At 69.6% G+C, this 23,564-nt stretch carries 12 protein-coding genes and 3 rRNA genes; 14 read left to right on the top strand and 1 reads right to left on the bottom strand.

Features of this window, described 5'->3' with window-relative positions; translation table 11 throughout:
- Positions 1–31 precede the first annotated feature (31 nt).
- Positions 32–1,477 carry a gamma-aminobutyraldehyde dehydrogenase gene (locus OG500_RS25360; RefSeq protein ID WP_327069121.1) on the top strand — a complete coding sequence of 482 codons (1,446 nt, stop codon included), beginning with the start codon at positions 32–34 and terminating at the stop codon, positions 1,475–1,477.
- 211 nt (positions 1,478–1,688) lie between these two features.
- On the top strand, positions 1,689–3,047 hold the full coding sequence (locus OG500_RS25365; protein ID WP_329583643.1) for an aspartate aminotransferase family protein: 1,359 nt from the start codon (positions 1,689–1,691) through the stop codon (positions 3,045–3,047).
- 36 nt (positions 3,048–3,083) lie between these two features.
- Here OG500_RS25365 and OG500_RS25370 read toward each other — a convergent pair whose 3' ends face one another.
- Positions 3,084–4,727 carry a PucR family transcriptional regulator gene (locus tag OG500_RS25370; protein ID WP_329583646.1) on the bottom strand — a complete coding sequence of 548 codons (1,644 nt, stop codon included), beginning with the start codon at positions 4,725–4,727 and terminating at the stop codon, positions 3,084–3,086.
- A gap of 229 nt (positions 4,728–4,956) precedes the next feature.
- Here OG500_RS25370 and OG500_RS25375 point away from each other — a divergent pair, with 229 nt between their 5' ends.
- The 12 genes from OG500_RS25375 to OG500_RS25430 all read left to right on the top strand — a co-directional run bounded on the left by OG500_RS25375 (position 4,957) and on the right by OG500_RS25430 (position 23,526).
- Positions 4,957–6,477, top strand: a complete 1,521-nt coding sequence (locus tag OG500_RS25375; protein ID WP_327069125.1) for a gamma-aminobutyraldehyde dehydrogenase — start codon at positions 4,957–4,959, stop codon at positions 6,475–6,477.
- Between the two features lie 114 nt (positions 6,478–6,591).
- Positions 6,592–7,080 carry a hypothetical protein gene (locus OG500_RS25380; RefSeq protein ID WP_327069126.1) on the top strand — a complete coding sequence of 163 codons (489 nt, stop codon included), beginning with the start codon at positions 6,592–6,594 and terminating at the stop codon, positions 7,078–7,080.
- A 269-nt stretch (positions 7,081–7,349) separates the two neighbouring features.
- Positions 7,350–8,873 carry a CoA-acylating methylmalonate-semialdehyde dehydrogenase gene (locus tag OG500_RS25385; protein ID WP_329587733.1) on the top strand — a complete coding sequence of 508 codons (1,524 nt, stop codon included), beginning with the start codon at positions 7,350–7,352 and terminating at the stop codon, positions 8,871–8,873.
- Between the two features lie 721 nt (positions 8,874–9,594).
- Positions 9,595–11,116: ribosomal RNA gene (locus OG500_RS25390) — 16S ribosomal RNA — on the top strand.
- Between the two features lie 277 nt (positions 11,117–11,393).
- Positions 11,394–14,512 (top strand): 23S ribosomal RNA (locus OG500_RS25395).
- An 87-nt stretch (positions 14,513–14,599) separates the two neighbouring features.
- Positions 14,600–14,716 (top strand): 5S ribosomal RNA (gene rrf, locus OG500_RS25400).
- Together the 16S, 23S and 5S rRNA genes form the textbook arrangement of a ribosomal RNA operon.
- A gap of 182 nt (positions 14,717–14,898) precedes the next feature.
- Entirely contained in the window at positions 14,899–16,611 is a 1,713-nt protein-coding gene (locus tag OG500_RS25405; RefSeq protein WP_327069127.1) for a DUF2637 domain-containing protein, read from the top strand.
- A 156-nt stretch (positions 16,612–16,767) separates the two neighbouring features.
- Positions 16,768–18,072, top strand: a complete 1,305-nt coding sequence (locus OG500_RS25410) for a DUF6986 family protein (protein ID WP_327069128.1) — start codon at positions 16,768–16,770, stop codon at positions 18,070–18,072.
- 123 nt (positions 18,073–18,195) lie between these two features.
- Positions 18,196–18,855 carry a YigZ family protein gene (locus OG500_RS25415; protein WP_327069129.1) on the top strand — a complete coding sequence of 220 codons (660 nt, stop codon included), beginning with the start codon at positions 18,196–18,198 and terminating at the stop codon, positions 18,853–18,855.
- 116 nt (positions 18,856–18,971) lie between these two features.
- Positions 18,972–19,331 (top strand): cupin domain-containing protein, encoded by a 360-nt coding sequence (locus OG500_RS25420; protein WP_327069130.1) that lies wholly within the window; start codon positions 18,972–18,974, stop codon positions 19,329–19,331.
- Positions 19,332–19,758: 427 nt separating this feature from the next.
- Positions 19,759–21,687 carry a hypothetical protein gene (locus OG500_RS25425; protein ID WP_327069131.1) on the top strand — a complete coding sequence of 643 codons (1,929 nt, stop codon included), beginning with the start codon at positions 19,759–19,761 and terminating at the stop codon, positions 21,685–21,687.
- A gap of 156 nt (positions 21,688–21,843) precedes the next feature.
- Positions 21,844–23,526, top strand: coding sequence for a restriction endonuclease (locus tag OG500_RS25430; RefSeq protein WP_327069132.1), 1,683 nt, complete (start codon positions 21,844–21,846; stop codon positions 23,524–23,526).
- Positions 23,527–23,564: the final 38 nt, after the last annotated feature.

The raw sequence follows: 23,564 nt of genomic DNA on the forward strand, positions 1-23,564 counted from the left end.
ACCGCGCCGACCGCAACCCGAGGAGAGAGTCGTGAGCGACCTTCGTACGCTGCGCAACTACATCAACGGCCAGTTCGTCGACGCGGCGGACGGCCGCACCCTGCAGATCGTCGACCCCACCAACGGCCAGGCGTACGCGACCTCCCCGCTGTCCGGCGCGGCCGACGTCGACGCCGCGATGGCCTCGGCCGCCGCGGCCTTCGAGACCTGGCGCGACGCCACCCCCTCCACCCGGCAGAAGCTGCTGCTGAAGATCGCCGACGCCGTCGAGGCGCGCGCGGACGAGCTGGTGGACGCCGAGTGTCGCAACACCGGCAAGCCGCGCGGGCTGACCAAGTCCGAGGAGATCGGCCCGATGGCCGACCAGATCCGCTTCTTCGCCGGCGCCGCCCGCCTGCTGGAGGGCAAGGCCGCGGGCGAGTACATGGACGGGATGACCTCGATCGTCCGCCGCGAGCCGGTCGGCGTCTGTGCCCAGGTCGCGCCGTGGAACTACCCGATGATGATGGCCGTCTGGAAGTTCGCGCCGGCGATCGCGGCCGGCAACACCGTGGTGCTCAAGCCCTCCGACACCACCCCGGCCTCCACCGTGCTGCTCGCCGAGATCATCGGCGGCATCCTGGCCGAGCTGGAGCTGCCGGCCGGCGTCTTCAACGTGATCTGCGGCGACCGCGAGACCGGGCGCCTGATGGTCGAGCACCACACCCCGGCGATGGCCTCGATCACCGGCTCGGTGCGCGCGGGCATCCAGGTGGCCGGCAGCGCCGCCAAGGACGTCAAGCGGGTCCACCTGGAGCTCGGTGGCAAGGCGCCGGTGGTGGTCTTCGAGGACGCCGACATCGCCGAGGCCGTCGAGGGCATCTCGGTGGCCGGCTTCTTCAACGCCGGCCAGGACTGCACCGCGGCCACCCGGGTGCTGGTGCACGAGTCCATCCACGACGCCTTCGTCACCGCGCTGGCCAAGGCCGCCGCCGAGACGAAGACCGGGGGGATCGACGACGAGGACGTGCTCTACGGCCCGCTGAACAACGCCAACCAGCTCCAGCAGGTGGCCGGCTTCATCGAGCGGCTGCCGTCGCACGCCAAGGTCGAGACCGGTGGCCACCAGGTCGGCGAGGTCGGCTACTTCTACGCCCCGACCGTCGTCTCGGGCCTGCAGCAGGACGACGAGATCATCCAGAACGAGGTCTTCGGCCCGGTCATCACCGTGCAGAAGTTCACCGACGAGGACCAGGCCGTCGGCTACGCCAACGGTGTGGAGTTCGCGCTGGCCTCCTCGGTGTGGACCAAGGACCACGCGCGCGCGATGCGGATGTCGCGCCGGCTGGACTTCGGCTGCGTCTGGATCAACACCCACATCCCGCTGGTCGCCGAGATGCCGCACGGTGGCTTCAAGAAGTCCGGGTACGGCAAGGACCTGTCGGCGTACGGGTTCGAGGACTACACCCGGATCAAGCACGTCATGACCGCGCTCTAGCGGGTCATGACCGTTGAGCGCTGTATGACCGCGCTCTAGCGGGTCATGACCATTGAGCGCTGTATGACCGCGCTCTGATCGGTTCTTCCTCCAAGCGGGCCCGGGGTGTTCCCCGGGCCTGCTTGTGGCTTTCCACCCTGTCGCCGTTCCCGGTGACCACCTGACAAGATGCCGCTCCCCGTCGGCGGGCCCGCTCCCTACGCTGGCGGGCATGAGCATCCCCACCGCCGATCCCGCCGCCGGGCAGGCCGTCAAGGCCGCCGACCGCGCGCACGTCTTCCACTCGTGGTCCGCCCAGGCCCTGATCGACCCCCTCCCGGTGGCCGGCGCCGAGGGCTCGTACTTCTGGGACTACGAGGGCAACCGCTACCTCGACTTCGCCTCCCAGATGGTGAACACCAACATCGGCCACCAGCACCCCAAGGTGGTCGCCGCGATCCAGGAGCAGGCGGGCAAGCTCTGCACGCTGGCGCCGGGCTTCGCGGTCGAGGCGCGCAGCGAGGCCGCCCGGCTGATCGCCGAGCGCACTCCCGGCGACCTCGACAAGATCTTCTTCACCAACGGCGGTGCCGAGGCGGTGGAGAACGCCGTGCGGATGGCGCGGCTGCATACCGGCCGGCAGAAGGTCCTGGCCACCTACCGCTCGTACCACGGTGCCACCGCCAACGCGATCGCCCTGACCGGCGACCCGCGCCGCTGGCCCAGCGAGACCGGTACCTCCGGGATCGTGCACTTCTGGGGACCGCACCTGTACCGCTCCGCCTTCCACGCCGAGAACGAGGCGCAGGAGTGCGAGCGCGCGCTCGCCCACCTGGAGCAGACCCTCGCCTTCGAGGGCCCGGCCACGGTCGCCGCGATCATCCTGGAGCCGGTGGTCGGCACCGCCGGCATCCTGGTGCCGCCGCCCGGCTACCTCGCAGGGGTGCGGGAGATCTGCGACCGCCACGGGATCGTCTTCATCCTGGACGAGGTGATGGCCGGCTTCGGCCGCACCGGCAAGTGGTTCGCCGCCGACCACTGGGGCATCGTCCCGGACCTGCTGACCTTCGCCAAGGGCGTCAACTCCGGCTACGTCCCGCTGGGCGGGGTGGCGATCAGCGCCGAGATCGCCGCCACCTTCGCCGAGCGACCCTTCCCCGGCGGCCTGACCTACTCCGGCCACCCGCTCGCCTGCGCCTCCGCCGTGGCCACCATCAACGTGATGGCCGAGGAGGGCATCGTCGAGAACGCCAAGCACATCGGCGAGAACGTGCTCGGCCCCGGCCTGCGCGAGCTGGCGGAACGCCACCCCTCGATCGGCGAGGTGCGCGGTCTGGGCGTCTTCTGGGCACTGGACCTGGTGCGCGACCGGGCCACCCGCGAGCCGCTGGTTCCGTACAACGCGAGCGGCGCGGCCAACACGCCGATGGCCGAGTTCGTGGCGGCCTGCAAGAAGCGCGGGCTGTGGCCGTTCTTCAACATGAACCGCCTGCACGTCGCGCCGCCGTGCACCGTCAGCGTCGAGGAGACCAGGGCCGGCCTCGCGCTGCTCGACGAGGCGCTCGCGGTGGCCGACGCCCACGTGGGCTGATCCGCACGGCGGGCAGGCCGGCCGCCCGCCCGGAAGTCAGCGCCGCACCGCGTCCAGCGCCAGCAGGGCGACGTGCAGCGACAGACAGGACTCCACCTGGTCCAGGTCCACCGCCAGGATCCGTTCCACCTTGTGCAGCCGGTCGTAGAAGCTCGGCCGCGACAGATGCGCCGCATCTGCCGCGGCCGACTTGTTCCGCCCCTGCTCCAGGTAGACCCGCAGCAGTTGCACCAACTGCGAGCCGTGCTCAGCGTCGTGGGCCAGCAGCGGCCCCAGCTCGCGCTCCACATAGGTCTGCAGGCGGGCGTCGTCGCGCAGCAGGTGCAGCAGCCCGCGCAGCCGCACGTCCGGCAGCCGGTAGTACGAGGCAGCCCGCGCGCCCGGTGCGTCGTGCAGCGCCGCATCCGCGACCTGGGTGGCCTCCATCAGCGTGCGCCGGGCGTCGCGCACCGAGCCGACCGAGGAGCCCACCGCCACCACCGGCGCGGCCGTCTCCTTGCCGCCGTCGGTCACCAACCGCCGCAGCGCCGCCGCGAAGGCCTCCAGCGCGGCGTGCTCGTCCTGCTGCGAGCCGAGCGCGATCAGCAGCCCCACGCCCTCGTCGTCCAGCGTGCCGACCAGCGCCGGGAGCCGGCTGGCGCGCGCCGCGGTGGCCGCGAGCTCGGTGAAGTCCCGCAGCCGGGCCTGGGCCTCCAGCGCGGCGGGCAGCGGGCCGCCGCGCCGGCGCAGCACCACCCCGACCAGTCGCCGGCCCTCCAGCGGCACGCCCAGCGCCTGCGCCCGCAGCGCGACCTCGCTGACCGTCAGCGCGTGGGTCAGGATCCCGGCGAGCAGCGTGCGGTGGGTCTGCCGCTCCAGGCTCTCCCGGTCGCGCACCAGCAGCCGGTTGAGCGCGAGCGTCGCCGCACCGCGCTCCAGCAGCATGGTGCAGGGGTGCGCCTCCTGGTCGGGCAGCGCGCCCGGCTCCTCGACCAGCACCAGCCGGCCCCAGTCCTCGCCCCGGGCGCCCACCGCCGTCACCAGCCAGCCGCTGCGCGGGTCGTGGCCGGTGCGACCGGCCGGCCGCACCGCGCGGGAGCGGCGTTCCCAGCGGTCCAGCAGCTCGTCCTCGGTCCGCCCGGCCGGATCGTGCGCCAGCACCTGGTGGCTCAGGTTCTCCAGCACCACCGGCGCCCCCGCCATCCGGGCGATCTGGCGCAGCACCTCGGCCGGTTCGGCCCCCTCCACCGCCAGCTCGTTGAAGACCTGGTGCACCGCCTCGGAGGCGCGCAACTGCTCCAACTGCGCGTTCACCACCAGCGCGTGCACCGCCTCGGTCACCGCCACGAAGCGCAGCTCCCGGCGCAGCACGATCAGCGGCAGACCGCGTTGCTCGGCGGCGTGCACCAGGGCGCGCGGCAGGGTGTCGAAGTAGCGGCGGCCGAACTCCACCACCAGCCCGGCCACACCGATCTCGACCAGTTCCCGGACGTAGCGGGCCAGCCCCTCGCGGTCCTCGGGCAGCGCGATGCCGGTGGTCAGGACCAGCTCGCCGCCCTGCAGCATGCCGGCCACGTCCGGCAGCTCGCTGACGTGCACCCAGCGCACCGGCCGCTCCAGCCGGTCGGCCCCGGCCACCACCTGCGGCAGGCCGCGGCGCATCACGTCCAGATCGAGCACACGGGCGACGGTGGGCAGCACGGTGGACCTCCTGGCTGGGCGTGGCGGCGGCGGGGGAACTGGCGAGGGGAGCAAGGTGTCAGGTGAATCATGCAGCCCCGTGACGACCTGTTGCCGCCAACCGGCCCTGGCACTGTGTAAGCCCCTTGGCGGCTCGGCTGTCGGAGTGAGCCTTGCCCGGCCTCCCGGCCGAGGGGCATCGTCGGCGGACCGGAGCCGATGGAATGGACCTATGGAGGAGAGCCGACACATGGACCTGAGCGACTTCGCGGACGGTGCCCAGTACATCGACGGCAAGCTGAGCGCGGGCACCGGCGAGGAGCCGTTCGAGGTGGTCAACCCCGCCGACGGCAGCACGGTCGCGCAGGTGCGGCTCGCCTCGGTCGCCGACGTCGACACCGCCGTGGCCGCCGCCACCGCCGCCCTGCCCGACTGGTCACGGGCCACGCCCGGTGCCCGGTCCGAGGTGCTGCTGCGCCTCAGCACCCTGCTGGCCGAGCAGGCCGAGGAGTTCGCCCACGTCGAGACCGCCCAGACCGGCAAGCCGATCAAGCTCAGCAGCGAGTTCGACGTCCCGGGGACCATCGACAACACGGCCTTCTTCGCCGGCGCCGCCCGCAACCTGGAGGGCAGGGCCGCCGGCGAGTACTCCGGCGACCACACCTCCTACGTGCGGCGCGAGGCGATCGGCGTGGTCGGCTCGATCGCACCGTGGAACTACCCGCTGCAGATGGCGGCCTGGAAGATCCTGCCGGCCATCGCGGCGGGCAACACCGTGGTGCTCAAGCCCGCCGAGCTCACCCCGCTCACCGCGCTGATGTTCGCCCGCGCCGCCACCGCGGCCGGGCTGCCCGACGGTGTGGTCAACGTTGTCACCGGCGCGGGCCGCGACGTCGGCGAGCGGCTGGCCGGGCACCCGGACGTGGCGATGGTCTCCTTCACCGGCTCCACCCCGGTCGGCAGGCGAGTGGCCGAACTGGCCGCCGCCACCGCCAAGCGGACCCACCTCGAACTGGGCGGCAAGGCGCCGTTCGTGGTCTTCGCGGACGCCGACCTGGAGGCCGCCGTGCACGGGGCGGTGGCCGGCGCGCTGATCAACAGCGGCCAGGACTGCACCGCCGCGACCCGCGCCTATGTCCAACGCCCGCTCTACGACGCCTTCGTGGCCGGTGTCGCCGAGCTGTTCGCCGCCGTCCGGCTGGGCGATCCGCGCGATCCGCGCACCGACCTCGGCCCGCTGGTCTCCTACACCCATCGCGACCGGGTGGCCGCATTCGTCGAACGGGCACGCGGCTACGGCGCCACCGTCGTCACCGGCGGCGCTGCGCCGGACACCGGCCACGACGGCACCGACCTGACCCGGGGCGCCTACTACCGGCCGACCCTGATCACCGGCGCCGCCCAGGAGAGCGAGGTGGTGCAGGGCGAGATCTTCGGACCGGTGCTGGTGGTGCTCCCGTTCGACACCGACGACGAGGCGCTGCGGCTGGCCAACGACACGCCGTACGGGCTGGCCGCCTCCGCCTGGACCCGGGACGTGCACCGCGCACTGCGGGCCACCCGGGAGATCGCGGCGGGCTGCGTCTGGGTCAACGACCACATCCCGATCATCAGTGAGATGCCGCACGGCGGGTACAAGGCATCCGGCTACGGCAAGGACATGTCGCAGTACTCGCTGGACGAGTACACCCAGGTCAAGCACGTCATGTTCGACACCACGGCGGTGGCCAGGAAGGACTGGCACCGGACCGTCTTCGGCGACCGGGACTGAGCCGACTCCGGGTGCGTCGGGCCAACCGGTGTAAGAGTCCGACCCCGGACCCGTCTCTCCTCGCAGAACGTCGGCCGCCCAGGGCCGCCGTGCGAACCGAGCAGAGGACGGGCCATGGAGACCAATGGACCCATCGCCGCCGCCGTGACCTGGCTGGCCGCCGCCGCACCCGACCCCGAGGCATGCCGGCGGGAGTGGGAGCAGAGCGCGGCCGGCCTCGCGCTGCTCCCGGCCGGCCGCCGCTGGGACGTGCTCTCGGCTCCCGGGACACTCGGCCGCCCGGCACTGCGCCTGCTCGGCGGAGCACCCCCGGTCGGTGGCCGGGGGAGGGCCGTCCGCAGCGGGCCGGTGCTCTTCGACCCCGGGGACGACAGCCTCGCCTTCCTCGTCCCGGTCGGTACCGCCGCGCGCTGGGTCGGCACCGGGCTGCGCGGCGCGGGCGAGGGCAGCTGGGTGGTGGTGCCGCACCCTGCCCGGCGCGGGCCCGGGCTGCAGTGGCTGGTCGCGCCCGACGGCTCGGGGCGGCTCACCGATCCGATGGCCCTGGAGCTGGCGTTGCACGAGGCCGCGGCCGGGCTCGACGGGCCCCGGGAGCACCGGTGAGGTGTCCGGCGCCCGATGGGCCGCTCTGGTGGCGACGAGGTGTAAGGCCAACCGGGTGATGACCGTCAGTGTGCTCGTTGAGCGGCTACCGGGCGACGACCAGACTGGAGCCCGAGCGCGGTAGCCCCGCGACCCCGACGGCCGGCCGCACCCCTGAGCGCACGGCCGGCGCGCGGATCCGGCGGCAGGCAGACCGCCCGTGACTTGGAGGCAGACGAACCGTGAGCAAGCCCACTGAGAGCGCCGAGAACACCGGGCGTCCGGCCGGCATGGACAAGCACGTCATCCACTGGATCGGCGGCGCGGCGGTGCCGACCGCGGGCACCGCACCCCGCCGCGGCGACCTGTACGACCCGGCCACCGGGCGGGTCTCCGGCCAGGTGGACTTCGCGGGCATCGCCGAGGTCGACCAGGCGGTCGCCGCTGCCGCCGGGGCCTTCGCCGACTGGCGCCACGCCTCGATCGCCAAGCGGACCGCGGTGCTCTTCGCCTTCCGCGAGCTGTTCAACGCGCGCAAGGACGAGCTGGCCGCGATCATCGTCGCCGAGCACGGCAAGGTGCACTCGGACGCGCTCGGCGAGCTGGCCCGTGGCCAGGAGGTGGTCGAGTACGCCTGCGGGATCCCGCAGCTGCTCAAGGGCGGCTTCACCGAGCAGGCCTCCACCGGCATCGACGTCTACTCGATCCGTCAGCCGCTGGGCCCGGTCGCCATCATCTCGCCCTTCAACTTCCCGGCGATGGTGCCGATGTGGTTCTTCGCGATCGCGATCGCGGCGGGCAACACCGTGGTCCTCAAGCCGTCCGAGAAGGACCCGTCGGCGGCGAACTTCATCGCCGGCCTCTGGCAGGAGGCCGGTCTGCCGGACGGCGTCTTCAACGTCGTGCACGGTGACAAGGTCGCGGTCGACCGCCTGCTCGAGCACCCGGACGTCAAGTCCGTCAGCTTCGTCGGCTCCACCCCGATCGCCCGCTACGTCTACGAGACCGGCACCCGGTACGGCAAGCGGGTACAGGCCCTGGGCGGCGCGAAGAACCACATGCTGGTGCTGCCCGACGCCGACCTCGACCTCAGCGCGGACGCGGCCGTGAACGCCGGCTTCGGCGCGGCCGGCGAGCGCTGCATGGCGGTCTCGGTGCTGGTCGCGGTCGACCCGATCGGTGACGAGCTGGTCGAGAAGATCAGGCAGCGGATCGCGACCCTCAAGGTCGGACCCGGCTGCAACGGCGACAGCGAGATGGGCCCGCTGGTCACCGGCCAGCACCGCGACAAGGTGACCTCCTACCTCGAGTCGGGCCTGGCCGACGGCGCGGAGCTGGCCGTGGACGGTCGGACCCACCCGGTCACCGGACAGGACGTGAACGGGCAGGACACCGCCGACGGCTTCTGGCTGGGCCCCACGCTCTTCGACCACGTCAAGCCGGGCATGTCTGTCTACAACGACGAGATCTTCGGCCCGGTGCTCTCGGTGGTCCGGGTCTCCTCCTACGAGGAGGGCCTGGAACTGATCAACGCCAACCCGTACGGCAACGGCACCGCCATCTTCACCAACGACGGCGGCGCGGCCCGGCGCTTCCAGCACGAGGTGGAGGTCGGCATGGTCGGGATCAACGTGCCGATCCCGGTGCCGGTGGCCTACTACTCCTTCGGCGGCTGGAAGGCCTCCCTCTTCGGTGACGCGCACGCGTACGGGGCGGACGGGGTGCAGTTCTTCACCCGCGGCAAGGCGGTGACCCAGCGCTGGCTCGACCCCTCGCACGGGGGGATCAACCTCGGCTTCCCGACCAACAGCTGAGCGGGGCAGCGCTCACCCTGTTCCCCCATGCGGCTCCGGCCGGTCTCTCCCCTGTGGGAGGACCGGCCGGAGCCGTTCAACCGGCGTTTGCATGGCGGCCCCGGAGGGCGTAGCGTGTCCTAGTCGCTCGGCAGGGAGCACCGGACACGCATCGGCGCGGACGGTCCCGGGGCGGCCACTCTCCTGGAACACCATTTCCGACATGAACGTCGGTCGTTGACGCGTCGCTTTTTCGCACGCTTATGCGGCTGGCTTTCTTTGTCGTGCCGGTATTTCAGTGAGTGGGCCGGATTCGCTTTTCGGAGCGGGGCTGGGCTAAAGTTCAACACGTCGGACAGGCCGTCAGGTCGGTTACGGCGAAGGCCTCTTGAGGCCGAGCGGTGCGGAAGACCTGGTAAGGTTGGAAACACCGAGAGCGAGTCGGGAAACGCCGAGAGGCGGGTCTGATAAGCTCGAAGAGAAGAAAGAACGAAGCGCCCGGAGGGGCCACGGAAGTGGCTGCAAAGGAAGCGTCCGTTCCTTGAGAACTCAACAGCGTGCCAAAAGTCAACGCCAGATATGTTGACATCCCCGGCCTCGATCACTGATCGGGGTTGGAGATTCCTTTTGAAGTAAAACACTAGCGAGGACGCAGTGCGCGAGGCCACCCTATTCCGGTGGTTGTCGTGCCGCTCGACGCGGGTGTTGCTCGTGCTTTTAATTAAGCACTGCCGAGCAGACATTCACGGAGAGTTTGATCCTGGCTCAGGACGAACGCTGGCGGCGTGCTTAACACATGCAAGTCGAACGGTGAAGCCCTTCGGGGTGGATCAGTGGCGAACGGGTGAGTAACACGTGGGCAATCTGCCCTGCACTCTGGGACAAGCCCTGGAAACGGGGTCTAATACCGGATACGACCTTCCTCTGCATGGGGGTTGGTGGAAAGCTCCGGCGGTGCAGGATGAGCCCGCGGCCTATCAGCTTGTTGGTGGGGTAATGGCCTACCAAGGCGACGACGGGTAGCCGGCCTGAGAGGGCGACCGGCCACACTGGGACTGAGACACGGCCCAGACTCCTACGGGAGGCAGCAGTGGGGAATATTGCACAATGGGCGAAAGCCTGATGCAGCGACGCCGCGTGAGGGATGACGGCCTTCGGGTTGTAAACCTCTTTCAGCAGGGAAGAAGCGCAAGTGACGGTACCTGCAGAAGAAGCACCGGCTAACTACGTGCCAGCAGCCGCGGTAATACGTAGGGTGCGAGCGTTGTCCGGAATTATTGGGCGTAAAGAGCTCGTAGGCGGCCTGTCGCGTCGGATGTGAAAGCCCGGGGCTTAACCCCGGGTCTGCATTCGATACGGGCAGGCTAGAGTGTGGTAGGGGAGATCGGAATTCCTGGTGTAGCGGTGAAATGCGCAGATATCAGGAGGAACACCGGTGGCGAAGGCGGATCTCTGGGCCATTACTGACGCTGAGGAGCGAAAGCGTGGGGAGCGAACAGGATTAGATACCCTGGTAGTCCACGCCGTAAACGTTGGGAACTAGGTGTTGGCGACATTCCACGTCGTCGGTGCCGCAGCTAACGCATTAAGTTCCCCGCCTGGGGAGTACGGCCGCAAGGCTAAAACTCAAAGGAATTGACGGGGGCCCGCACAAGCAGCGGAGCATGTGGCTTAATTCGACGCAACGCGAAGAACCTTACCAAGGCTTGACATATACCGGAAACGGCTAGAGATAGTCGCCCCCTTGTGGTCGGTATACAGGTGGTGCATGGTTGTCGTCAGCTCGTGTCGTGAGATGTTGGGTTAAGTCCCGCAACGAGCGCAACCCTTGTTCTGTGTTGCCAGCATGCCTTTCGGGGTGATGGGGACTCACAGGAGACTGCCGGGGTCAACTCGGAGGAAGGTGGGGACGACGTCAAATCATCATGCCCCTTATGTCTTGGGCTGCACACGTGCTACAATGGTCGGTACAAAGGGCTGCGATACCGTGAGGTGGAGCGAATCCCAAAAAGCCGGCCTCAGTTCGGATTGGGGTCTGCAACTCGACCCCATGAAGTTGGAGTTGCTAGTAATCGCAGATCAGCATGCTGCGGTGAATACGTTCCCGGGCCTTGTACACACCGCCCGTCACGTCACGAAAGTCGGTAACACCCGAAGCCGGTGGCCTAACCCTTGGGAGGGAGCCGTCGAAGGTGGGACCAGCGATTGGGACGAAGTCGTAACAAGGTAGCCGTACCGGAAGGTGCGGCTGGATCACCTCCTTTCTAAGGAGCACATGGCCGGATGCGAGCGAATGTCTCGCACGGTTGCTCATGGGTGGAACGTTGACTATTCGGCACACAGGGTTGGTTGTTTCCTAGTACTGCTTCGGCGTGGAACGGTTACGGGTGATCTGGTGTGGCGGGCACGTTGTTGGGTCCTGAGGGAACGAGTAATCGTTGTCTCAGTGCCGGTCCCACGGACACGCCGGGTTTTTGCTTGGTTGTGTAGGTGGGTGTCTGGTCGTTGTTTGAGAACTGCACAGTGGACGCGAGCATCTGTGGCCAAGTTTTTAAGGGCGCACGGTGGATGCCTTGGCACTAGGAACCGATGAAGGACGTGGGAGGCCGCGATAGGCCCCGGGGAGCTGTCAACCGAGCTTTGATCCGGGGGTGTCCGAATGGGGAAACCCGGCAGTCGTCATGGGCTGTCACCCATACCTGAACACATAGGGTATGTGGAGGGAACGCGGGGAAGTGAAACATCTCAGTACCCGCAGGAAGAGAAAACAACCGTGATTCCGGGAGTAGTGGCGAGCGAAACCGGATGAGGCTAAACCGTTGTGGTGTGAGACCCGGCAGGGGTTGCCACTTCGGGGTCGTGGGAAAGTTCTTCGGTCGTCTGCCGGCGATCGGGTGAGTCAGAAACCGTATGGGTAGTCGAAGGACATGCGAAAGGTCCGGCGTAGAGGGTAAGACCCCCGTAGACGAAACTTGTACGGCTCACTTGAGCTTCTCCCAAGTAGCACGGAGCCCGAGAAATTCCGTGTGAATCTGGCGGGACCACCCGCTAAGCCTAAATATTCCCTAGTGACCGATAGCGGATAGTACCGTGAGGGAATGGTGAAAAGTACCGCGGGAGCGGAGTGAAATAGTACCTGAAACCGTGTGCCTACAAGCCGTGGGAGCGTCGTTGGTCAGCTTGCTGATCAGCCGTGACTGCGTGCCTTTTGAAGAATGAGCCTGCGAGTTTGCGGTGTGTAGCGAGGTTAACCCGTGTGGGGTAGCCGTAGCGAAAGCGAGTCCGAATAGGGCGGTTGAGTTGCATGCCCAAGACCCGAAGCGGAGTGATCTAGCCATGGGCAGGTTGAAGCGCGGGTAAGACCGCGTGGAGGACCGAACCCACCAGGGTTGAAAACCTGGGGGATGACCTGTGGTTAGGGGTGAAAGGCCAATCAAACTCCGTGATAGCTGGTTCTCCCCGAAATGCATTTAGGTGCAGCGTCACGTGTTTCTTGCCGGAGGTAGAGCACTGGATAGGCGATGGGCCTTACCGGGTTACTGACCTTAGCCAAACTCCGAATGCCGGTAAGTGAGAGCGTGGCAGTGAGACTGTGGGGGATAAGCTCCATGGTCGAGAGGGAAACAGCCCAGAACACCGACTAAGGTCCCTAAGCGTGTGCTAAGTGGGAAAGGATGTGGAGTCGCAGAGACAACCAGGAGGTTGGCTTAGAAGCAGCCACCCTTGAAAGAGTGCGTAATAGCTCACTGGTCAAGTGATTCCGCGCCGACAATGTAGCGGGGCTCAAGCACACCACCGAAGTCGTGTCATTCACAGAATACGCCCAACGGCGCTGTGGATGGGTAGGGGAGCGTCGTGTGCCGGGTGAAGCGGCGGAGGAATCCAGTCGTGGACGGTATACGAGTGAGAATGCAGGCATGAGTAGCGATACAAGAGTGGGAAACTCTTGCGCCGATTGACCAAGGGTTCCTGGGTCAAGCTGATCTGCCCAGGGTAAGTCGGGACCTAAGGCGAGGCCGACAGGCGTAGTCGATGGACAACGGGTTGATATTCCCGTACCCGCTTTGAAGCGCCAACGCTGAACCTCTGAATGCTAAAGCCGTGAAGCCGGCCCGGAGTCTTCGGACAATGGGACGTGGTGGAGCCGCTGATCCAACAGGGTATTAGGTGAGCGATGGGGTGACGCAGGAAGGTAGTCCAGCCCGGGCGGTGGTTGTCCCGGGGTAAGGGTGTAGGCCGAGTGATAGGCAAATCCGTCACTCATTAAGGCTGAGACCTGATGCCGAGCCGATTGTGGTGAAGTGGATGATCCTATGCTGTCGAGAAAAGCCTCTAGCGAGTTTCATGGCGGCCCGTACCCCAAACCGACTCAGGTGGTCAGGTAGAGAATACCGAGGCGTTCGGGTGAACTATGGTTAAGGAACTCGGCAAAATGCCCCCGTAACTTCGGGAGAAGGGGGCCGGAACTGGTGGAGGCACTTGCTGCCCGAGCTGGGGCCGGCCGCAGAGACCAGCGAGAAGCGACTGTTTACTAAAAACACAGGTCCGTGCGAAGCCGTAAGGCGATGTATACGGACTGACGCCTGCCCGGTGCTGGAACGTTAAGGGGACCGGTTAGCTCTGATTCGTCGGGGCGAAGCTGAGAACTTAAGCGCCAGTAAACGGCGGTGGTAACTATAACCATCCTAAGGTAGCGAAATTCCTTGTCGGGTAAGTTCCGACCTGCACGAATGGCGTAACGACTTCTCGACTGTCTCAACCATAGGCCCGGTGAAATTGCATTACGAGTAAAGATGCTCGTTTCGCGCAGCAGGACGGAAAGACCCCGGGACCTTTACTATAGCTTGATATTGGTGTTCGGTTCGGCTTGTGTAGGATAGGTGGGAGACTTTGAAGCGGCAACGCCAGTTGTTGTGGAGTCGACGTTGAAATACCACTCTGGTCGTGCTGGATGTCTAACCTGGGTCCGTGATCCGGATCAGGGACAGTGTCTGGTGGGTAGTTTAACTGGGGCGGTTGCCTCCTAAAGAGTAACGGAGGCGCCCAAAGGTTCCCTCAGCCTGGTTGGCAATCAGGTGTTGAGTGTAAGTGCACAAGGGAGCTTGACTGTGAGACCGACGGGTCGAGCAGGTGCGAAAGCAGGGACTAGTGATCCGGCGGTGGCTTGTGGAAGCGCCGTCGCTCAACGGATAAAAGGTACCCCGGGGATAACAGGCTGATCTTCCCCAAGAGTCCATATCGACGGGATGGTTTGGCACCTCGATGTCGGCTCGTCGCATCCTGGGGCTGGAGTAGGTCCCAAGGGTTGGGCTGTTCGCCCATTAAAGCGGTACGCGAGCTGGGTTTAGAACGTCGTGAGACAGTTCGGTCCCTATCCGCTGTGCGCGTAGGAGTGTTGAGAAGGGCTGTCCCTAGTACGAGAGGACCGGGACGGACGAACCTCTGGTGTGCCAGTTGTCCTGCCAAGGGCATGGCTGGTTGGCTACGTTCGGGAGGGATAACCGCTGAAAGCATCTAAGCGGGAAGCCTGCTTCGAGATGAGCACTCCCACCTCCTTGAGAGGGTAAGGCTCCCAGTAGACGACTGGGTTGATAGGCCGGATGTGGAAGCCCTGTAAGGGGTGGAGCTGACCGGTACTAATAGGCCGAGGGCTTGTCCTCAGTTGCTCGCGTCCACTGTGTTGTTCTGAAACAACGACCCCCGCCAGAGAAAGAACGGGCGGGTTGCGGTCGACAGTTTCATAGTGTTTCGGTGGTCATAGCGTGAGGGAAACGCCCGGTTACATTCCGAACCCGGAAGCTAAGCCTCACAGCGCCGATGGTACTGCAGGGGGGACCCTGTGGGAGAGTAGGACGCCGCCGAACAATCATTCCAAGAAAGCCCCCTTCCTTCGGGAAGGGGGCTTCTTCGCGTTCATCGTCATTTTGCCCGGGCCTGTTCTCCTGGCAGCGTTCTTCAGGCCAGGGGGAGTGCCGCGCACAGGGCTGAACGTGTGTCCGAGTAGGATCCCGATGGCTCGAGTCACGACCCAGGGGTTGATCAACGAATGGCACGTCCATCCCTTACCCGCGCGCACCGCGTGCTGCTTGGCTTGGTGGCGGTCGGCGCCTGTCTGATCTCCGGCATCGGCTTTGCCGGGTCGTACTCGGCAGTGCGTGAGTTGGCCCTGCACAAGGGCTTCGGCAACTTCGCCTACGCGTTCCCGATCGGCGTGGACGCCGGCATCGTGGTGCTGCTCGCGCTCGACCTGGTGCTGACCTGGCTGCGCATACCGTTCCCGCTGCTGCGTCAGACGGCCTGGCTGCTCACGGTGGCCACCATCGCGTTCAACGCGGCGGCTTCCTGGGGCGATCCGCTCGGGATGGGCATGCACGCGGTGATCCCCGTGCTCTTCGTCGTGGTGGTCGAGGCCTCGCGGCACGCGGTCGGGCGCATTGCGGCCATCTCGGCCGACCGCCATATGGAATCCGTCCGGCTGATGCGCTGGATACTCTCGCCGGTGCCGACCTTCCGGCTCTGGCGACGGATGAAGCTCTGGGAGCTCCGGTCCTACGACGAGGTCGTGCGGCTGGAGCAGAATCGTCTGGTCTACCGCGCGCAGCTGCGCTTCCGGTACGGCCGGGGCTGGCGGCGTTCGGCGCCGATCCAGGCGCTGCTGCCGCTCAAGCTGGCCAAGTACGGCGTGCCGCTGGACGTTGGTCTGCTGGACCGGATCGATCCGCCTGTCGTGCCGGCTGCCGCTGCCGCTGCCACCGCGACGCCGACCGCGGAGCGGGCGGTGGGGCAGGCATCGGTGGAGGTTCCGCCGGTGTCGGCGGCAGTTGCGGTGCCCACGCTCGCGAAGCTGGCCGCCGCACGTTGGCGGGACGGGCAGAACGCGCAGGATCCACAGGAGGCCGCGGCGTCTCCGGCGGGGGCCGAAGCCCCGGCGCGGCCGGCCCGGCCGGTGACCGCACTGCGGGACATCCGCGCGGCGGTCGGGCAGCAGGAGGCTGCTCCGCACCCCGTCGCCGAGACGATTCCGGACGCGGCGCGTCCCGCCGGGCAGCGGTCCCCGTGGTTCAAGGCGCCGGCAGGCGCTCAGCCCCGGCCGGCACAGCCGCACCTCCAGCAGCAGCCTCAGCAGCAGGCACCGCGCCCGCCGCAGCAGCGGTCGCAGGAGCCGGTGGCGCAGCAGATGCCCCCTCAGCAGCGGCAGCCACAGCCCCAGCAGACCCAACATCAGCAGCCCCAGCCCGAACCGCAGCCGGCTCCCGCCCAGGCCCAGCAGCGCGTCGAGCCGCAGGCCGACGGCCGGTCCGAGCATGCGCACGCCGGCGAGACCGCCGTTCCGGCGACCGCGCCCGTGGTGGCCGAGGCCGAGCCGCTGCCGGTGGCGGAGGCCCCGGTGGAGGAGTTCCCGGTCCCGGTGGCCCCCGCTCCGGAGCCCGCGATGGACGTCTTCGCCCCGAGGGTCCGCGCCCAGAACCGGCCGGAGGCCCCTGCCGGTGCCGCCGCCCCGAATCCCGCCCAGGCCCAAGCCCCCGAGGGTGAGCCGGCCTCGCACGCCCAGCAGTTGACGGTGGATCTGGCCGTCGAGGCCCTGGTCGCCTACCAGGACGCGTACGGGCACGAGCCCGACGAGGGCCGGCTGGCCGACTTCCTCTTCACGCAGTACGGCGTCAGCGGCAAGCGCCCGGGCGCCCCGGTGAGTCAGAGCGAGATCCGCCGGATCCTGCCGGAGCTGCGGGACCGCTACGCGACGCTCGGTCGCGAGTAGTCACCCCTGGACCTCTCCGGCCAGGCCCCGGCCGCCGCGAGGGCGAGCAGCGCGAACAGTCCACCCACCGGGCGACCATTGACGCCCGGTGGCGGCCGCGGCTACCTTCACACGCATCAACAAATTGTTGAAAGCTTTCAGTGTGGAGGAGCCCTGATGTCGCAGGCCGAGCCGGGCGGTGCCACCGCAGCCGACGCACCCGTGGAGAGCCTGACCTTCTCCGCCGCCGCCCGCGCCGCCGTGGACGCGCTCCTCGGCCCGGTCGACGCCGAACTCGCCGCCCGCTACCCGGGCGAGCCCGCCAGCCGCCAGCCGGTCCACACCGTCTACGTCCCGGCCGACGTCTTCGCCGCCGACACCGTGGCCGAGTGGGGCCGTCAGGCACTGGAGGTGCTGGACACCCACGCCGGGACGCCGGCCGAGCTGGCCGAGGCGCTCGGGCTGCCGACCGACGAGCTGATCACCGAGGTGCACGCCAGGGTCCGGGCCAAGCTGCAGCGCGAGCCGGTCGAGGACCTGCGGATCGATTTCGAGGACGGCTACGGCCCGCGCCCGGACGCGGAGGAGGACGCCGCGGCGGTGCGCGCGGCCCGGCTGGTCAGCGCGGCGGTGGCCGACGGCACCGCGCCGCCGTACCTCGGGATCCGGATCAAGTGTATGGAGGCCGCGGTCCGCGACCGGGGCATCCGCACCCTGGAGCTCTTCCTGGCCACCCTGCTGGAGGACGGGCGCGAGCTGCCGGCGGGCCTGGTCCTCACCCTGCCCAAGGTGACCTACCCGGCACAGGTGACGGCCCTGGTCCGGCTGCTGGAGGACTTCGAGCGGCGGGCCGGGCTGCCCGCGGGGCGGATCGGATTCGAGATCCAGATCGAGACCACCCAGGCGATCCTGGGCCCCGACGGCCGGGCCACCGTCGCGCTGCTGATCGAGGCGGCCGAGGGCCGGGCCACCGGCCTGCACTACGGCACCTTCGACTACAGCGCCTCCTGCGGTGTGAGCGCCGCCTACCAGAGCATGGACCACCCGGTGGCCGACCACGCGAAGGCCGTCATGCAGGTGGCCGCGGCCGGTACCGGGGTCCGGCTGTCGGACGGTTCCACCAACGTGATCCCGACCGGGTCGCACGAGCAGGTGGCCGCCGCCTGGCGACTGCACCACACGCTGGTCCGGCGCTCACTGGCCCGCGCCTACTACCAGGGCTGGGACATGCACCCGGCCCACCTGCCGACCCGGTACGCGGCGGTCTACGCCTTCTACCGCGAGGGGCTGGCCGCCGCCGCTGCCCGTCTGGCGGCGTACGTCGCCAAGGCCGGTGGCGACGTGATGGACGAGCCCGCCACGGCCAAGGCGCTGAGCGGCTACCTGCTGCGCGGCCTGGACTGCGGTGCGGTGGACCTGGCCGAGGTCACCGCGCTGACCGGCCTGGACCGCGGGCAGTTGGACGCGCTGAGCGGTCGCTGACCCGCGCGCTGCGCCGGTGCCGCCCCTGCTCCGGTGCCCGGGGCAGCGTCGCCCCGGGCACCGGGCTGGTTAGGCTGGCCGGACGCCCGTTCGCCTGCTCACCGGTCGGAGACCCGCCGCGCCATGTCACAGCCCGCTGCCAAGCCCGACCTGACCATCCGCGCGGACGGCAGCCACGAGATCGAGGTGAAGCGCTCCCGGTTCATCTGCCATCTCGCCCGGGTCGGCGACGAGGCGGCGGCGCAGGAGTTCATCGCGGGGATCCGCAAGCGGTACTGGGACGCCCGGCACAACTGCACGGCCTTCGTGGTCGGTGCGGAGCTGCGCCGTGAGCGCTCCAGCGACGACGGCGAGCCGGCCGGCACCGCGGGTGTGCCGATGCTGGAGGTGCTGCGCCGTCGCGGCGTCACCGACACGGTCGCGGTGGTGACCCGCTACTTCGGCGGGGTGCTGCTGGGTGCGGGCGGCCTGGTACGTGCCTACGGGGGAGTGGTGTCGGCGGCGCTGGACGAGGTCGGGCTGGTCGAGCGCCGGCCGGTGGCGCTGCTGGAGGTGGCGGCCGACCACACCAGGGCCGGTCGGCTGGAGAACGAACTGCGGGCGGCCGGCTACGCGGTGCGCGAACTGCACTACGAGGCGGCGGGGGTGCGCATCGAGGTGGGGGTGCCCGAGCCGGAGCTCGCGGGCTTCCACGCCTGGCTGGCGGAGGCCAGCGGCGGCACCGCGACGGCGATGCCCGCGGGGTGCTTCCGCATCGAGGTGCCGTGGTCGGACGGCCTCTGATCAGTCCGATGAGCAGCTGAGCGGACGATTCTGTCGGTAATCGACCCAGTCGCATGTTCTTTCGGCCAAAGCCCACGGAATCGGCCTCTCGCACGGCTGACGGTCAGTAGCCTGAGATGACCGCCGAGTCACAGGAGCAGATCCCGATGGCCGTGATCCGTACCATCACCATCCCGCCGGGCGAGAACACCGGCTGGCACTACCATCCGGCGCTGGTGCAGGCGGTCGTCCTCTCCGGGACCCTCACGCGGGTGCTGCAGGACGGCACGGTGGAGATCACCCGGCCCGGGGAGCCCTTGGTCGAGCTGCCCCAGCAGGTGCACATCGGCTACAACCACGGCAGTGAGCCCCTGGTGATCCTGGCCAACTACCAGGTGGCGCAGGGCTGTCCACTGGCGGTTCCGGCGCCGCCGCCCGATGTGTCCGCGGTGCCGGCCTGCCGGATCGGCGGGGCGCAGCGGCTCAGCAGCGCGTGACGACCGCGTTTTCCGGCCACCTTGCATGGCTCCGCGGCTTAGAGGGTCCGCCAGTAGGGGGCCGGCGTCGCGACGCCCGGACTCTCGCCTGGACGGCTTCTCCTCAGTCGCCGATGCTCCGCATGGACTCCCTCGTCGGCGCCGCCCAGACTCGGCCCACTGCGGACATCAGCCGCTGACGCGGCGGGCGCTCCTTCACCCGGCCCCCTACTGGCGGACCCTCTTATACAACACCCGCTGTGATGGCCATCAGGTGACGGGCAATTGACACTCGAACGAATGAACGCGGCCCGGAACTGGAACTCCAGCTCCGGGCCGCGGCGTTCTCCCGGCAAGGACTTGGTCGGCGCCCGCCGGCCGGAGCCAGACATCACCCCATCGATGGAGGACCGTCAGACCCCACCAGCGCACCACGGAGGCACCACCCATGAGCATCGACCGTGCCGCGCCACCAGCGGCCGCAGCCCCCCGCCCCGGACCGCTCCAGCCGGGCCATGCCACGCCCTACCGGATGACGGTGACCACCCGCCAGTCCCATACCGACGCGGTCGCGTTGGTGGACCAGTGCCTGGGCGCCTGGCTCAAGTACGAGGGCCATGCCGAGCCCCCGCCGGCCCCACCGCCCGACCCCCGGCTCGACCCCCTGTCCGAGTCGCTCCCGCCCCCCTCGCTCGACCGCCCGCCAGGAGACCTGCCGGGCCCGCTGCCAGGTCTCCCCCCGGGCCTCTCGCCCGGTCTGCCCTCGGATCCGCCCGCGAGCGCGCCCCAGCTGATCGGCGCCCCGCCCGGGAGTTCCCCCGGCCCCGCGCCGGCCGCCGTTCGGCACCGCCTCGGCGAGCGCGTCCTCCTCGACCGGGACGCCGGCCCGCTGCCCGCCGGTCCGCCCGGCGCCCCGCCCGGCCGCTACGCCCGCCGCCGGCTGCGCACCCCCGCCGCACACGGCACCCACCAGCTCACCATCACCGTGGCCACCGAGGACGGCGGTGCCAGCTGGATCCGCCTGGAGGCCGAGCAGTCGGCGGCCGCGCCCGGGCTGCGCACCCCGAGCGGCGTTCCGGTCCCCGAGCTGGTCCACAGCCTGCTCCCGCTGATCGACGCGCTGGACGGCGCGGTCGAGGTCCGCACGCAGCCCCGGATCATCACCGCCGCCGAGGTCGACGAGCTGATCGACGAGCTGTGCGATCCGGCCCGCCGGCTGCCGATCGTGGTCGCCAGCGTGCCCGCCGACCGCGATCCGCGGGACTGGGCGGCCGAGCAACTGGAGCCGTTGCTCGGCAAGGTGGCAGGGCTCGCCGTCTGCTACGTGCTGGACTCGGGCGCCCGGGTCGCGTTCAACACCGCCCTGGAGTTCCACGCCGTCTACGGCGGTGCCGTCCGGACCTACCTGCCCGAGGTCGACCCGGCCTCCCGGCGGGACAGTCAGCGGCACCTCGTGCTGCCCCGCCACCGGATCGAGGGTGAGCCGCGCCGCGCGGCCGCGCTGCTGGCCCGGGAGCCCAGGCGGCTGGCCGACCTCGCCCCGTTGCCCGAGCCGCTGGCCCGGGTGCCGGTGCTGCGACTGCGCCCGAGCGCCCCGGCGGAGGCCGCCCCCCGCTGCGGCGCCGGCCCGGCCGCCCGGCTCACCGCCGAACTCACCGAGCTGGTGACCGAGCTGACGGACACCCAGCAAGTGCGGGCGGAGGAGCTGCAGCGGGTGCGGCACAGCCTGCACCGCTCGCACCGGCGCGAGCTGCACCTGCGCACGGAGAACGAGTTGCAGGGCACCGCGCTGCGCCGGGTCAGCGCCCAGCTGCGGGCGTTGGGCAGCATGCTCTGCCCGCCGGGCGAGGCCGTGCCCGATCCGGCCGGGCTGCTCGCGGCGGGCCCGGACGGTCCCGGCACTTTCACCGAACTGCTCTACCGGATGGGCGAGTTCCCGCTGCTGAGCTTCACCGGGGACGAGAAGGAGACCATGGCGCTGGACGCGCACACGGTCGGCGGCAACTGGGTCAGGCTCACCTGGGAGGGGCTGACCGCGCTGCAGGAGTACGCCACCGTGGCCGTGCACGGCGCGGCCCGCGGGGACTTCAAGCAGTGGTGCGAGCACGCGCCGGTCGGGGGCAGCCACTTCCCGCCGCGCAAGGCCGTTCGCAACGAGTCGCGCACGGTCTGCAGCCACAGCAAGATGCGCCGGGAGCGGATGTTCGCCGTGCCGCCGTCGGTGGATCCCAGTGGACGTGCCTTCATGGGCGCCCATCTGCGGATCGGCGGCGGCCGGACGGCGCCCCGCCTGCACTACCTGGACGACTGCTCGGGCAGCGGCCGGATCTACGTCGGCTACATCGGCATGCACCTCACCAACACGATGACCAACTGAGGACACCCCGGGACCAACCGAGGACACCCCGACCATCTGGGCGCCGGGCGGTGGAGAATGCTCGTGGGGGGTATGCCGCCACCACGGGCATGCCCCGCCAGCGCAGTTGCCCGGCCATCGCAGAAGCGCCGGACGAGCACGGGGGACCGACCGCCGATGCAGGATTCGACCAAGCGCCATTCGGACGTCGACCGTGCCCTCGGCGCCCGTTCGGGCTTCTTGGCCTCGGTGTTCGGCGGCTCGACCGGTGGCCCCGACGAGACGGTCCCCCAGCAGTTCCAGCCCGGCGGTGGCGTCGCGGGCGGCGGGTCCGGCGCCGACGCCGCGGGCGGGCCGGGTGCGCCCGCCCGCGGCGGTGACGCCCTGGGCGCCGGGGGGATCGATCCCGCGGTGGCTGCGCACGTGCGCGCCGCCGAGCTGACGCACCATCGGACGGCCACCGTCCGCGCCGAGCAGCAGCGTCTGAACGAGCTGCTCGTCCGGCTCGCGCTGCCGGTCAGTGCGATGGACTTCGAGAGCCAGCGGCGCAGTTACGAGCCGCGGCCCTACCCCGAGGGCGGGGCCGGGGAGCCGGCCGAGCGCGAGCCGCGCTGGGCGGACTTCGCGCCGCCCGAGCCCGTCGCCGCCGACCCGGACGCCACGGTGGCGCGCCGGCTGCTGGACTCCGGCTACCAGCGCGAGCTGGCCCAGGCCAGGCTCACCCACCAGCGTGCGCTGCGGCGCTGGCGGTCCGAACGGGCAGCCGCCGTCGACCCGAACGAGGCCGCCTCCCGGCTCGCCCACGAGGAGGCCGAGCAGGCCAGGGCCCGTGCGGTGCAGGAGTACAACGACAGCCTGGAGGAGTGCCGGCGGGCCTACCGGGAGGCCGAGCCGGCTGCCGTCGAGTCGCTGCTGGAGCGGGCGCTGGCCGCTGCCGAGGCCACCACCCCCGAACTGCCCGCCCCCTGCCGGGCGGTGTTCCGGCCACTGACCCGGACCGTTGTTCTCGACCTGGACCTGCCGCCGCTCGGCCTGGTCCCCTCGCTGGACGGCTACCGGCTGACCACCGACGGCGAGATCGACCCGGTGCCGCGCGCGCCCGCCGACCGCGCCGCGGACTACCTGCGCCTGGTCTCCCGGCTGGCGCTGCGGGCCCTGCAGGCAGCCGACGCGGTGGACACCGACGGCATCCTGTCCGGGGTGGTGCTCAACGGGTGGCTGCGCGAGCCGGCCCCGACCTGCCTGCTCACCGTCGACGCGGACCGGGACGCGCTGGCCCGCACCCGGCTGGTGGTGGACGCCGAGCCGGCCGAGGAGGAGGGCGACCCCGGCGTCTACGCGGCGGCCGAGCAGGACGAGGCGCTGGTGCGGCTGCGCGAGCTGGGCGCGGCGGTCACCCCCGACCCGTATGCCAGGGCGGCCGTCCAGCCGTGCGCCACGGCCGGTGCGGCGGTGCCCGCGGTGGGCGACCTGTCGCCGGGCGAGTTCGTGGTGCTGGTCCGTGAGGTGCTGACCCGCGGTGGCCTGCGTGACTGGAGCGTGCGGCTGCGCGGGCGTTCCGGCCTGGTGGCCACCGGGACCGGCGCCCCGGACAGCGCGCTGCCCGGCCGCTGGGTGGTCTGCGCCTCGCGGCGCCCGGGTGAGGTGGGTGCCGGCGAGGTCCGCACCCTGGCAGAGGCCGTCGCGGAGGAGTCGGCCGGGCACGGCCTCTGGCTGAGCGCGGGCGGCTTCTCCGAGGAAGCGCTCGACCTGATCGACACCCCCGAGTTCCGCCAGATCCACCTCGCCGACGGTGCGGGCTTCCGTGCGCTGGCCGAGACCCACCTGGGGCTGCCGTTGACCATCGGCACCGTGATCTGACGCCACCTCCGGCCGGCGTCGGTTCCGACCGCCGTGAC

Origin of the sequence: Kitasatospora sp. NBC_01250 (assembly GCF_036226465.1) — a bacterium.
In the GTDB taxonomy this organism is placed as follows: domain Bacteria; phylum Actinomycetota; class Actinomycetes; order Streptomycetales; family Streptomycetaceae; genus Kitasatospora.

What these genes read in the sequence shown, in the direction of transcription:
- OG500_RS25365 (WP_329583643.1), top strand. Translation starts at nt 1,689, where the DNA reads ATGAGCATCCCCACCGCCGATCCCGCCGCCGGGCAGGCCGTCAAGGCC.
- OG500_RS25375 (WP_327069125.1), top strand. Translation starts at nt 4,957, where the DNA reads ATGGACCTGAGCGACTTCGCGGACGGTGCCCAGTACATCGACGGCAAG.
- OG500_RS25380 (WP_327069126.1), top strand. Translation starts at nt 6,592, where the DNA reads ATGGAGACCAATGGACCCATCGCCGCCGCCGTGACCTGGCTGGCCGCC.
- OG500_RS25385 (WP_329587733.1), top strand. Translation starts at nt 7,350, where the DNA reads ATGGACAAGCACGTCATCCACTGGATCGGCGGCGCGGCGGTGCCGACC.
- OG500_RS25405 (WP_327069127.1), top strand. Translation starts at nt 14,899, where the DNA reads ATGGCACGTCCATCCCTTACCCGCGCGCACCGCGTGCTGCTTGGCTTG.
- OG500_RS25410 (WP_327069128.1), top strand. Translation starts at nt 16,768, where the DNA reads ATGTCGCAGGCCGAGCCGGGCGGTGCCACCGCAGCCGACGCACCCGTG.
- OG500_RS25415 (WP_327069129.1), top strand. Translation starts at nt 18,196, where the DNA reads ATGTCACAGCCCGCTGCCAAGCCCGACCTGACCATCCGCGCGGACGGC.
- OG500_RS25420 (WP_327069130.1), top strand. Translation starts at nt 18,972, where the DNA reads ATGACCGCCGAGTCACAGGAGCAGATCCCGATGGCCGTGATCCGTACC.
- OG500_RS25425 (WP_327069131.1), top strand. Translation starts at nt 19,759, where the DNA reads ATGAGCATCGACCGTGCCGCGCCACCAGCGGCCGCAGCCCCCCGCCCC.
- OG500_RS25430 (WP_327069132.1), top strand. Translation starts at nt 21,844, where the DNA reads ATGCAGGATTCGACCAAGCGCCATTCGGACGTCGACCGTGCCCTCGGC.